13 protein-coding genes are annotated in these 11,191 nt (G+C 74.9%); 2 read left to right on the top strand and 11 right to left on the bottom strand.

Translation table 11 applies throughout. The annotated features are described in order from the left end of the window. The 5 genes from AB0947_RS03535 to tsaB all read right to left on the bottom strand — a co-directional run. On the bottom strand, positions 1–837 hold an 837-nt coding region (locus AB0947_RS03535; RefSeq protein WP_366748582.1), incomplete at its 3' end, for a substrate-binding domain-containing protein. Between the two features lie 307 nt (positions 838–1,144). Continuing rightward, positions 1,145–1,402 (bottom strand): hypothetical protein, encoded by a 258-nt coding sequence (locus AB0947_RS03530; protein WP_366748581.1) that lies wholly within the window; start codon positions 1,400–1,402, stop codon positions 1,145–1,147. Further along, entirely contained in the window at positions 1,399–2,493 is a 1,095-nt protein-coding gene (gene tsaD / locus AB0947_RS03525) for a tRNA (adenosine(37)-N6)-threonylcarbamoyltransferase complex transferase subunit TsaD (RefSeq protein WP_366748579.1), read from the bottom strand. Before tsaD ends, AB0947_RS03530 begins: the two co-directional genes overlap by 4 nt. After that, positions 2,486–2,986 carry a ribosomal protein S18-alanine N-acetyltransferase gene (rimI, locus tag AB0947_RS03520; RefSeq protein ID WP_366748794.1) on the bottom strand — a complete coding sequence of 167 codons (501 nt, stop codon included), beginning with the start codon at positions 2,984–2,986 and terminating at the stop codon, positions 2,486–2,488. The genes tsaD and rimI overlap by 8 nt, the downstream gene beginning before the upstream one ends. A gap of 29 nt (positions 2,987–3,015) precedes the next feature. Next, positions 3,016–3,672, bottom strand: a complete 657-nt coding sequence (gene tsaB / locus AB0947_RS03515) for a tRNA (adenosine(37)-N6)-threonylcarbamoyltransferase complex dimerization subunit type 1 TsaB (RefSeq protein ID WP_366748578.1) — start codon at positions 3,670–3,672, stop codon at positions 3,016–3,018. 124 nt (positions 3,673–3,796) lie between these two features. On the opposite strand from tsaB, the gene AB0947_RS03510 reads away from it, so the two are divergent. Next, on the top strand, positions 3,797–4,351 hold the full coding sequence (locus AB0947_RS03510) for a hypothetical protein (RefSeq protein ID WP_366748577.1): 555 nt from the start codon (positions 3,797–3,799) through the stop codon (positions 4,349–4,351). A gap of 44 nt (positions 4,352–4,395) precedes the next feature. Here the strand turns inward: AB0947_RS03510 and AB0947_RS03505 are convergent, their stop codons facing one another. From AB0947_RS03505 to AB0947_RS03480, 6 genes are all read right to left on the bottom strand, one after another. Continuing rightward, positions 4,396–4,584 (bottom strand): hypothetical protein, encoded by a 189-nt coding sequence (locus AB0947_RS03505; protein ID WP_366748576.1) that lies wholly within the window; start codon positions 4,582–4,584, stop codon positions 4,396–4,398. 129 nt (positions 4,585–4,713) lie between these two features. Next, complete coding sequence (gene tsaE, locus AB0947_RS03500) at positions 4,714–5,226, bottom strand: tRNA (adenosine(37)-N6)-threonylcarbamoyltransferase complex ATPase subunit type 1 TsaE (protein WP_171153649.1); 513 nt, start codon at positions 5,224–5,226, stop codon at positions 4,714–4,716. Beyond that, entirely contained in the window at positions 5,192–6,451 is a 1,260-nt protein-coding gene (locus AB0947_RS03495) for an alpha/beta hydrolase (protein ID WP_366748575.1), read from the bottom strand. Before AB0947_RS03495 ends, tsaE begins: the two co-directional genes overlap by 35 nt. Positions 6,452–6,580: 129 nt before the next feature. Then, on the bottom strand, positions 6,581–7,744 hold the full coding sequence (gene alr, locus AB0947_RS03490) for an alanine racemase (RefSeq protein ID WP_366748574.1): 1,164 nt from the start codon (positions 7,742–7,744) through the stop codon (positions 6,581–6,583). A gap of 663 nt (positions 7,745–8,407) precedes the next feature. Then, positions 8,408–9,847 (bottom strand): NAD(P)H-hydrate dehydratase, encoded by a 1,440-nt coding sequence (locus AB0947_RS03485; protein ID WP_366748573.1) that lies wholly within the window; start codon positions 9,845–9,847, stop codon positions 8,408–8,410. A gap of 52 nt (positions 9,848–9,899) precedes the next feature. Continuing rightward, a complete protein-coding gene (locus tag AB0947_RS03480) occupies positions 9,900–10,271 on the bottom strand; it encodes a holo-ACP synthase (protein ID WP_103812811.1) in 372 nt (123 codons plus the stop codon). Between the two features lie 99 nt (positions 10,272–10,370). Here AB0947_RS03480 and AB0947_RS03475 point away from each other — a divergent pair, with 99 nt between their 5' ends. After that, entirely contained in the window at positions 10,371–11,153 is a 783-nt protein-coding gene (locus tag AB0947_RS03475; protein ID WP_366748572.1) for an SDR family oxidoreductase, read from the top strand. The last annotated feature ends 38 nt before the right edge of the window (positions 11,154–11,191 follow it).

Below are 11,191 nucleotides of genomic sequence, written 5' to 3'. Positions count from 1 at the left end.
GAAGCCGACCACGCTGAGGTCCTCCGGAACACGCAGACCCAGCTCACGGGCGGCCTCGTACAGGCCGAGCGCCTGGAGGTCGTTGCCCGCGAAGACGGCGGTGGGCCGGTCCGGGCGGCGCAGCAGCTCCAGGCCCAGGCGGTAGCCCGCGTCGTGGTGGAAGTCGCCGGCCACGACGAGGGAGGGGTCGACGGGCAGTCCGGCCGTCTCCAGGGCGGCCCGGTAGCCGTCGACCCGGGCCCGGCTGCACATCATCCGGGACGGGCCGCTGATGGCGCCGATCCGGGTGTGGCCGAGTTCCACCAGGTGGCGGGTGGCGGCGAGACCGCCCTGCCAGTTGGTGGCGCCGATCGACGGCACGTCGGGGCCCGGGTCGCCGGCCGGGTCCATCACCACGAACGGGATGGAGCGGCTGGTCAGCAGCGCCCGCTGGGACTCGTCGAGTTCGGAGAGCACCAGCACCACGCCGTGCGGGCGGCGGGCGGCGACCTGGTCGGCCCAGGTGCGGCCGGGGGTGAGCCGGCCGGCCGACTCGGACAGGACCACGCTCAGCCCGGCGTCCCGGGCGACGTTCTCCACGCCCCGGATGACCTCCATCGCCCAGGCGCTCTCCAACTCGTGGAAGACCACGTCGATCAGCGGCGAGCGGGAGGCCTCGGCGCGGCGGCGCCGGTAGCCGTAGGCGCGCAGCAGCTCCTCGACGCGGGTGCGGGTGGCAGGAGAGACGTCGGCCCGGCCGTTGAGGACCTTCGAAACAGTCGGAGCGGAGACCCCCGCCTCACGGGCGATCTCGGCGAGGGTCGCCGTCTGCGTTCCTGCGGGCTTCGAGGGCTTCATGCCCGCGATCGTATCTCCGCCGGACCGCTTGACGAAGTCCTCGGACCACCGGAGGCCATCGGAACATTCGGAAGATCGGACGAAACATTCGAGCACGCGCCCGTCACATGTCCGCGCAACGCGAACACCCCGCCTCCGGGAACCCGGGGGCGGGGTGTCGAGTGGAGCGCCGGGCAGGCCTTGCACCTGCATCTCCCCGCAGGAAGCGGGGCGTCTTTCCTTGGACCACCAACGCACTGCGTCCGTACCGGTGTTCCGGCCGTTCGCTGTGTGATGATCATAGCGCAGTCGGGGCAGTTTCCCCAACTCAGCCCTCGGCCACCGCCTCGAACCGCCACCGGTGCACCGCCCGGGTCACCAACTCCGGGTCCGGCTGCGGCAGTTCGGGCAGCGGGGCGTCGTACGGCGCGTCCCACCACGTGACGACCAGCACCCGGTCCTGCGGCGCGCGGAAGGTCTCGCGGCGCAACGGCTCGCCGGCGAGGGGCTGTTCGCGCACCCAGGCCAGCAGGTCCGCGCCCCGGCCCGCGGCGGCCCGGGCCTCCCACATCAGGGCGACGGTCACGAGTAGAGATTCTCCTTGCTGACCTCGTGCACATGGTCGTGGCCGGGCACGTGCGGGTCGGTCACCGGCAGGGAGGAGTCGGCCGACAGGTCCCAGCCGGACGCGGCCCGGTTACGGGCGACCATCTCGGCGCCGAGCGCGGCCACCATCGCGCCGTTGTCCGTGCACAGCTTGGGGCGCGGTACGCGCAGCCGGATGCCGGCCGCCTCGCAGCGCTCCTGGGCGAGGGCGCGCAGCCGGGAGTTGGCCGCCACACCGCCGCCGATCATCAGGTGGTCCACGCCCTCGTCCTTGCAGGCGCGGACGGCCTTGCGGGTCAGCACGTCGACCACGGCCTCCTGGAAGGAGGCGGCCACGTCACGGACCGGGACCTCCTCGCCGGCCGCGCGCCTGGCCTCGATCCAGCGGGCCACGGCGGTCTTCAGGCCCGAGAAGGAGAAGTCGTACGCCGGGTCGCGCGGGCCGGTCAGGCCGCGCGGGAAGGCGATGGCCTGCGGGTCGCCCTCCCTGGCGTACCGGTCGATGACCGGGCCGCCGGGGAAGCCCAGGTTCAGCACGCGCGCGATCTTGTCGAAGGCCTCGCCGGCCGCGTCGTCGATGGTCGAGCCCATCGGCCGGACGTCCGAGGTGATGTCCGTCGAGAGCAGCAGCGAGGAGTGGCCGCCGGACACCAGCAGGGCCATCGTCGGCTCGGGCAGCGGGCCGTGCTCCAGCTGGTCCACGCAGATGTGGGAGGCGAGGTGGTTGACGCCGTACAGCGGCTTGCCGAGCGCGTAGGCGTACGCCTTGGCCGCCGAGACGCCGACGAGCAGGGCGCCCGCGAGTCCGGGGCCCGCGGTGACCGCGATGCCGTCCAGGTCCTTGGCGCCGACCCCCGCCTCCTTCAGCGCGCGGTCGATGGTGGGGACCATCGCCTCCAGGTGCGCCCGGGACGCCACCTCCGGCACGACACCGCCGAAGCGGGCGTGCTCGTCGACGCTGGAGGCGACGGCGTCCGCCAGCAGGGTGGTGCCGCGGACGATGCCGACACCGGTCTCGTCGCAGGAGGTCTCGATGCCGAGTACGAGAGGCTCGTCGCGTGAGTCAGTCATTGATATCGGTTCCTTGTACTGAGGCGGAGCCCGCGGCCGCGCCGCTGCCGGGTTCCGTGGTCAGGCGCATCACCAGGGCGTCGACGTTGCCCGGCTGGTAGTAGCCGCGCCGGAAGCCGATGGGGGTGAAGCCGAAGCGCTCGTAGAGCTTCTGCGCGGGGAGGTTGTCCACCCGGCATTCGAGCATCACCTCGTGGCACTCGAACGCGGTCGCCGCGCGCAGCAGCTCGGTCAGCAGGCGGGCGCCGAGGCCGGTGCCCTGGTGGTCGCGGGCGACGGCGATGGTCTGCACGTCGGCCAGGTCACCGGCGGCGGCCAGGCCCGCGTACCCGACGATCCGGCCGTCGGCAGACTCCGCGACGAGATAGCAGCGGGTGGCCTCGGGGCCCCGGGAGTGGGCCAGCTCAGACCAGAACATGCCCCGGGACCAGGCGTCCTCCGGGAACAGGTCCCGTTCGAGCCCCAGGACCGGGTCGAGGTCCCACCAGCGCATCTCGCGCAGTCGGGGGGGTGCCGGCTGTGTCACTTGGGGGTGACCACCTTGTAGTTCTTGGGGACCTGGGCGTCCGGCCGGCGCAGGTACAGCGGCCGGGGGGCCGTGAGCTCCTCGCCCGCGGCCAGCTTCTCCGCGGCGAGCGAGGCCAGGGCCGCGGCGGACACGTGCTCGGGCTCGTGGGCGCGCGGGAACGTGTCCGGGTAGAGCAGCGCGCCGGCGCCGACCGCGGGGAGGCCCGCGACCCGCTCGGCGATGTCGGCCGGGCGGTCGACGGCCGGGCCGGTCAGCCGGGTCCGGGAGTCGGCGTACGTGGCCCAGTAGACCTCCTTGCGCCGGGCGTCGGTCGCCACGACGAAGGGGCCCTCCTCGATGTCGGCGGCGTAGGCGAGGCCGTCCAGCGTGCACAGGCCGTACACGGGGACGCCGAGCGCGAGGCCGAAGGTGTCGGCGGTCATCAGGCCGACGCGCAGGCCGGTGTAGGGGCCGGGCCCGGTGCCGACGACGATCCCGGTGACGGCCTCCAGCTTCAGTCCGGCCCCGGTGAGGAGCCGGTCGACGGCCGGCAGCAGCAGCTCTCCGTGCCGGCGCGCGTCCACCTGGCTCGACGAGGCGATGACGTCGGTGCCGTCGTGCAGGGCGACGGTGACGGCGGGTGTGGCGGTATCCAGAGCGAGCAAGAGCACGCGAACAGCCTACGGCGCCCGCGCCGCCCGCAGGGTCGTCCGGGACGGACGGTCACCGACTGCTACGGTCTGTACCAAGTACGACATGTACACCGGATGACGGCACTAGGCAGAGGTGGCGCAGGTGGCAGGGACCAGCTCGGGGATCGTGGCCGCCCTCACCGCGGCGGCGCTGGGAACGGTCGGGTTCCTCGCCTACCGGGCCCAGGCGACCGTCCCGGCGGCCCTGGGCGCGGCACCGGCGGTGCACGCCACCCCCACCTCCAAGGCGCCCCGGGACCGGCACCACCCGACCGCCCTGCCGAGCGGCTCCGGAACGGGTGAGCGGGTCGTGTACTCGCTGGACGACGACCGGGTCTGGCTGGTCACCCCCGGCAACCGGGTGCAGCGGACCTTCCCGGTGCGGCCGGGCACCGTCGACCCGCCGGCCGGCACGTACTGGGTCACGTCCCGCTCCAGCACGGCCACCGGCACGGACAGCGTCCCCATCGAGCACGTGGTGCGGTTCACCAGCGTGGACGGGGTGACCGTCGGGTTCAGCGCGGCCGTGGACGGCGGCACGGAGGGGACGGCGGCGGACCCCGGCGTGAAGACGGGCGGCATCCGGGAGACGCGGGTGGACGGGAACGCGATGTGGAACTTCGCGACGATCGGCGTGAAGGTCGTGGTGATCCGCTAGGGCCTCTCGTTTGGATCAGGCCGGGCTGATCCAAACGAAAGACCCTAGGCGCGGTGCCCGGACCCGCCGCCGGGCGGCCGCGGGGACGGCGTGGCCGGGCGCGGCCGGGCGCCGGCCGCCTGCTCGTCCCGCGCGGCTTCGCAGGGTTCGGGCCGCGGCGGCCTGGAGATCGCGTCCGCCGCAGCGCAGGCCGCCAGCAGATCACGCATGGACACCGGTTGCACCGTGGGCATGGGCGCCTCCTGAGCTGCGGGGGCGGACGCACTTAGGCACACCTAAGTACGGGCTGGGTACCATGTGACCACGCCCGGGATGTCCTGCGCAATATCTTGCCGACGGCTTGTCGGAATGTGTCGGCGGTCTCAGCCGGACAGCGTTTCCAGGTCCGTCTCGGACCACCGTTCGCCCAGGCCGGTGACGGTCACGTGCCGTACCTCGTCCGTGGTGTCGCCGACCGCGCGGTGGATGACCACCTGGAGGCGGTCCTCGGTCAGCTCCTCGACCTTGCCCTCGCCCCATTCCACGACGATCACCGAGTCGGGCAGCGAGACGTCGAGGTCCAGGTCCTCCATCTCGTCCAGGCCGCCGGAGAGCCGGTAGGCGTCGACGTGCACCAGGGGCGGCCCGTCGCCGAGGGACGGGTGCACCCGGGCGATCACGAAGGTCGGCGAGGTGACCGCGCCGCGCACGCCCAGGCCCTCACCGAGCCCGCGGGTCAGCGTGGTCTTGCCCGCGCCCAGCTCGCCGGAGAGCATCACCAGGTCGCCCGCGCGCAGCAGCTTGGCCAGTCGGCGGCCCAGCTCGCGCATCTGCTCCGGGGAGGTGACGGTCAACTGGGTCTCAGCGGGGTTGTGCGGTGCTGCTGGTGCTTCCATAGCCACTTACGGTAGCCCCTGCGGGCACCGCACCCGCACGGGTGAGCAGGTCGGCGAGGCGGTCGGTGACCACTTCCGGGTGCTCCAGCATCACCAGGTGCCCCGCGTCCGGCACGAGCACCAGCTCGGCGTCGGGCAGCAGGTCGGCGATGGCCTCGCTGTGCTCGCTGGGCGTGACCAGGTCCTGGACGCCGGCCAGCACCAGCACCGGCATGTCGCGGAAGCAGACGAGCGCCCCGGTCTTGTCGTGGTCGGTGAAGGCCGGGTAGAACTCGGCGACCACGTCGATCGGGGTGGACTCGATCATCCGCTCGGCGAAGCGCTCCACGGCCGGGTCGACGTCCCGGCCCGCGAACGAGTACCGCTTGATGATCCCGGCGAACAGGTCGGCGGTGGCCCGGCGCCCCTTCTCCACCCACTCCGCCTGCTGTCCGAGCGCCTTGAGCACTCCGGGGAGGATCCGGCGGACCGCGTTGACGCCGGCCACCGGCAGCCCGAAGTTGACCTCGCCGAGCCGCCCGGACGACGTCCCGACGAAGGCGGTGGCCACGACCCGGTCCCGGATCAGCTCGGGGTACTGCGCGGCGAGGGCCATCATGGTCATGCCGCCCATCGAGTGACCGACCAGCACCAGGGGCCCGTCCGGTGCGGCGGCGTCGAGCACGGCCTTCAGATCGCGGCCGAGCTGGTCGATGGTGAGGGGCTCCCGGTCCCGGGTCTGGGCCACGCCCCGCCCGGACCGCCCGTGGCTGCGCTGGTCCCAGTGCACCGTCCGTACGACCCCGCGCAGGGCCGCGCGCTGGAAGTGCCAGGAGTCCTGGCTGAGGCAGTAGCCGTGGCAGAAGACGACGGTGACCGGGGCGGGGGCCTTGCGGCCGAAGAGCCGGCGCCGGCGCGGCGAGACGTTCGGGCCGGTGTCGGGCTCGGCCTCGTCGACCTCGTAGTACAGCTCGGTGCCGTCGTCGGCGTACGCCTTGCCGGGGGTGCCGCGCAGGGTGCCGTAGGGGCCCGCCGCGTCCAGCGCCAGCCGGGCCCTGCGGCGCATTCCGCGCCCCACCGTCATCCGTTCGACGGCGACACCGGCCGCCGCTCCCGCGGCGAGCACGCCTATCGCGGCGCCGGCGATGCCGGTCGCCCTGCGCCAGCTCCCGGCCGCCCCCGCGGCGGAGGCGGCGGCCGCCGAGGCGACGACGTCCGCCACGAGCTCCGCGCTGCTCTCGGTCACGTACCGCTCCTCTTCGCCGTACTGCAGTTCGCCTGGGTGGGTGCCGCCGCGGAACGGGTTACCCGAGTTCTCGCGCGTTCACATGAAGGCGCCCGGCCGGACGCGGTGGACGCGTTCAGGTGGGCACGCTCACCGCGACCCGTTGACATAGACGCGGGGAACGCGCGTTCCGATGCGTGTGACGATCTCGTACGCGATCGTGCCGCAGGCCTGCGCCCAGTCCTCGGCCGTGGGCTCACCGCGGTCACCGGGCCCGAACAGCACGGCCTCGCTGCCCACCGGGGGCTCGTCACCGCCCAGGTCCACCACGAACTGGTCCATGGCGACCCGCCCGGCGATCGTCCGCCACTTGCCGCCGACCAGCACCGGGCCGGTGCCCGAGGCGTGCCGCGGGATGCCGTCCGCGTAGCCGACGGGCACCAGGCCGAGGGTGGTGTCGCCGGGCGTGACGTAGTGATGGCCGTAGCTGACGCCGTGTCCGGCCGGGGTGCGCTTGACCAGGGCCAGCGAGGCGCTGAGCGTCATCACCGGGCGCAGCCCGAAGTCCGCCGGGGTGCCCAGTTCCGGGCTGGGCGAGACGCCGTACAGGGCGATGCCCGTGCGGACCAGGTCGAAGTGGGACTCGGGCACGGTGAGGGTGGCCGGCGAGTTGGCGATGTGCCGCACCTCGGGCCGTACGCCCCGGTCCTCGGCGTACGCCAGCATCTCGCGGAACCGGGTGAGCTGGGCGGCGATGGACGGGTGCCCCGGCTCGTCGGCGCACGCGAAGTGCGACCACACCCCGGTGACGCGGACCAGCCCCTCGGCCTCCGCGCGCAGGGCGGCACCGACCAGCTCGGACCAGTCCTCCCCCGGCTGGCAGCCGTTGCGGCCGAGTCCGGTGTCGGCCTTGAGCTGCACGCGCGCGGGGCGGCCCGCCGAGCGGGCGGCCTCGACGACCTCCCGCAGGGCCCACATACCGCTCAACGAGACGTCGACGTCGGCCTCGATCGCCTGCCGCCAGGGCCCGCCGGGCACCCACAGCCAGCACAGGATGCGGCCGGGCAGCCCGGCCGCGCGCAGCGCGAGGGCCTCTTCGGCCGTGGCCGTGCCGAGCCAGCTCGCGCCCGCCGCGAGGGCGGCGCGGGCGCACGGCACCGCGCCGTGGCCGTATCCGTCGGACTTGACGACGGCCATCACGGCGGCGCTCCCGGCCCGGGCGCGCAGGGCCCGCACGTTGGCGCGCAGGGCGCCCAGATCGATCTCGGCGCGGGCGCGCAGGGCGGCGGTCGGCACAGCTGGTGTCTCACTCATGGCACCCCCAGTCTCTCAGAGCCGCCCTCCACGGGACGCGGGCCGGGTCCCGCGGTTGCGCCTCCGGCGGTCACCGGGGTCCGGGCCGGGTGCGCGGCCCCACCGCCGGGCTCCGGCCGTCACCCGGCCGCGGGCACGCGGAGGCTGACCGCGCCCCTGCGGACTCGCGCCACCGTCCGCCACATTGCGCCGCCCGGCCGGAGCCGCCGCCCGACTCCGGCCGTCACCCGGCCGCGGGTGCGTGCGGGCTGGGCGCGCAGTTCCCCGCGCCCCTAGGGAGTTGCACCACCGTCCGCCACACCGCACCGCCCGGCCGAACCCACCGCCCGGCTCCCGTCGTCACCCGGCCGCGGGTGCGTGCGGGCTGAGCGCGCAGTTCCCCGCGCCCCTAGGGAGTTGCACCACCGTCCGCCACACCGCACCGCCCGGCCGAACCCACCGCCCGACTCCCGTCGTCACCCGGTGCGGGTGCGTGCGGGCTGAGCGCGCAGTTCCCCGCGCCCCTAGGGAGTTGCACCACCGTCCGCCACACCGCACCGCGCCCGGCCGGAGCCGCCGCCGGGCTCCGGCCGTCACGCGGCCGCGGGTGCGCGGGGGCTGGGCGCGCAGTTCCCCGCGCCCCAATGAAGTTGCGCCGCCTTCGGTCGTGCCGCGGTGGGCCGGTCAGTTTCGTACGTCCCTCCATGCCTTCGGGATGTGTGACGCCACGTCATGGGCGCCCGTGGGCGCGCCCTCCGCGGCGAAGCGGCCCGCCAGGCCGTGGAGGTACGCCGCCACGCTCCCGGCGTCCGCCGCCCGCAGGCCGGCCGCCAGCAGGGAACCCGCCAGCCCGGACAGCACGTCCCCGCTCCCGGCCGTGGCCAGCCACGGCGTCCCGGTGGCGTTCACCCGCACCGGTCCGCCCGCGAAGTCGGCGACCAGTGTCGTCGACCCCTTCAGCAGCACGGTCGCCCGGTACACCGCCGCCAGCTCCCGCACCGCGGAGAGCCGGGCCGTCTCGACCTCCTCGCGCCGCACCCCCAGCAGCGCGGCGGCCTCCCCCGCGTGCGGGGTCATCAGCGTCGGCGCCGTACGCCCGCGCACCGCGTCCCGGTCGGCCAGCCGCAGCCCGTCCGCGTCCAGCAGCACCGGCACGTCCGCCTCCAGCACCTCGGCGACGGCGGCCGCGTCGTCCCCGGCGCCCGGCCCGACCACCCACGCCTGCACCCGCCCGGCCTTCGCGGGCCCGGCGTCGGAGACGAGGGTCTCCGGGAAGCGCGCGATGACCGCGTCCCCGGCCGGCCCGACGTACCGCACGGCCCCGGCCCCGCCCCGCAGCGCGCCCGACACCGCGAGCACGGCCGCCCCGGGATAGCGGGCCGACCCGGCGGCGATCCCGACCACCCCGCGCCGGTACTTGTCGCTCTCCCCCGTCGGCAGCGGCAGCAGCCGTGCCACGTCGGCGTGTTGCAGGGACTCCAGTACGGCGTCGGCGGGCGGCGGTTCCAGGCCGATGCCGATGAGCCGCACCACTCCCGCGTACTCCCGCGCGGGATCCACCAGCAGCCCCGGCTTGTACGCGCCGAAGGTGACGGTCAGGTCGGCCCGGAGCGCGGCCCCCCGCACCTCCCCGGTGTCCGCGTCGACACCGCTGGGCAGGTCCACGGCCACGACGGCGGCCCGGGACCGCGCCACCACCCCGGCGAGCCGCTCGGCGTCCGGCCGCAGCCCGCCCCGGCCCCCGATGCCGACGATCCCGTCCACCACCAGGTCGGCCCCCAGGAGCAGTTCGTCCGCGGCGGCGGAGTCCGCGGCGGCCACCGTGCCGCCCGCCCGCCGCAAGGCCGCCAGCCCCCCGCCGTGGGCCCGGCCGGGCGTCAGCAGGACGGCCGTCACCCCGGCGCCGCGCCGGGCCAGCCGGGCCCCCGCGTACAGGGCGTCCCCGCCGTTGTCCCCGCTGCCGACGAGCAGCACCACCCGGCTGCCGTACACCCGCCCGAGCAGTTCGGCGCAGGCGGCGGCCAGCCCGGCGGCGGCCCGCTGCATCAGCGCGCCCTCCGGCAGCCGTGCCATCAACGCCCGCTCGGCGGCCCTTACCGTCTCCACGCTGTACGCAGTACGCATGGCACCGAGTCTGCCCCGTAACCCCCGCCGTCCACACCCGGCACGGGACCGGTCAGCCCTCGGCGACCACCACGGCCGAGGCCACGCCCGCGTCATGACTGAGCGACACGTGCCAGGCCCGCACGCCCAGCTCGGCGGCCCGCGCGGCCACGGTCCCCTTCACCCGCAGCCGTGGCTGCCCGGTGTCCTCCACGTACACCTCGGCATCGGTCCACTGCAGTCCCGGCGGCGCGCCCAGCGCCTTCGCCAGCGCCTCCTTGGCCGCGAACCGGGCCGCGAGCGAGGCGATGCCGCGCCTGTCCCCGCTGGGCAGCAGCAGCTCCCGCTCCACGAACAGCCGGTCGGCCAGGCCCGGCGTCCGCTCCAGGGACGCCCGGAACCGGTCGATCTCGGCGACGTCGATGCCCACCCCGATGATGCTCATGCCGAGCACCCTACGACCCCGGTGACGGGCGGCGCGGCGACACCACGTCGGACCCCGGGCGCCGTACGGCCGCCGCAACCCGGGCTCTACGCTTCCGGCATGACGTCCTCGCGTGCCTATCTCTCCGACCTCTTCTCCCTGGACGGCCGGGTCGCCGTGGTGACCGGAGGCAGTTCCGGCATCGGGCGGGCCATCGCCGGGGCGCTGGCCCGGGCCGGGGCGAAGGTGGTGATCGTGGCGCGACGGAAGACGGAACTGGACGCCACCGTGCGGGAGCTGACGGCGGACGGCTGCCGGGCCGCCTGGGTCAGCGGTGACCTGGGCACCCGCGACGGGGTGCGCGCGGCGGCCGAGGAGGCCGCGGCCGTCTTCGGCGAGCCCGACATCCTCGTCAACTCCGCCGGGATCAACCTCCGTCCGCCGATGGACGAGCTGGGCGAGGAGGTCTGGGACACCACCATGGCGGTGAACCTGGAGGCCCCGTTCCTGCTCGGGCAGCGGTTCGGCCCCGGCATGGCGAAGCGCGGCTTCGGGCGGATCATCCACGTCACCTCCCAGCAGGCGCACCGCGCCTTCGTGCAGAGCGGCGCGTACGGCGTCTCCAAGGGCGGCCTGGAGTCCCTGGCCCGCTCCCAGGCCGAGGCGTGGTCGCCGCACGGCGTCACCTGCAACACCCTGGTGCCGGGTTTCGTGCTGACCCCGCTCAACAGGCGGCTGCAGTCCGACCCCGGGAAGGTGGCGGCCCTGGCCGCGCGCACGATGGCCGGCCGCAACGGCCTCGCCGAGGACTTCGCGGGCGCGGCCGTGTTCCTGGCCGGCCGCGCCTCCGCCTACATCACGGGCCAGTCGATCCACGTGGACGGCGGCTTCTCCGTCCACTGACGAAGCGTCACTCGGCGGAGCAGCACCGGACGGAGCAG

It is taken from the genome of Streptomyces sp. NPDC047841 (genome assembly GCF_040704085.1).
Classification (GTDB): Bacteria; Actinomycetota; Actinomycetes; order Streptomycetales; family Streptomycetaceae; genus Streptomyces; species Streptomyces argyrophylli.
This window is presented reverse-complemented; position numbering and strand designations above follow the sequence as displayed.

Excerpts from the sequence above, each read along its gene's own strand:
- tsaD (WP_366748579.1), bottom strand. The coding sequence starts at position 2,493 with ATGACTGACTCACGCGACGAGCCTCTCGTACTCGGCATCGAGACCTCC.
- rimI (WP_366748794.1), bottom strand. The coding sequence starts at position 2,986 with ATGCGCTGGTGGGACCTCGACCCGGTCCTGGGGCTCGAACGGGACCTG.
- AB0947_RS03505 (WP_366748576.1), bottom strand. The coding sequence starts at position 4,584 with ATGCCCACGGTGCAACCGGTGTCCATGCGTGATCTGCTGGCGGCCTGC.
- tsaE (WP_171153649.1), bottom strand. The coding sequence starts at position 5,226 with ATGGAAGCACCAGCAGCACCGCACAACCCCGCTGAGACCCAGTTGACC.
- alr (WP_366748574.1), bottom strand. The coding sequence starts at position 7,744 with ATGAGTGAGACACCAGCTGTGCCGACCGCCGCCCTGCGCGCCCGCGCC.
- AB0947_RS03485 (WP_366748573.1), bottom strand. The coding sequence starts at position 9,847 with ATGCGTACTGCGTACAGCGTGGAGACGGTAAGGGCCGCCGAGCGGGCG.
- AB0947_RS03480 (WP_103812811.1), bottom strand. The coding sequence starts at position 10,271 with ATGAGCATCATCGGGGTGGGCATCGACGTCGCCGAGATCGACCGGTTC.
- AB0947_RS03475 (WP_366748572.1), top strand. The coding sequence starts at position 10,371 with ATGACGTCCTCGCGTGCCTATCTCTCCGACCTCTTCTCCCTGGACGGC.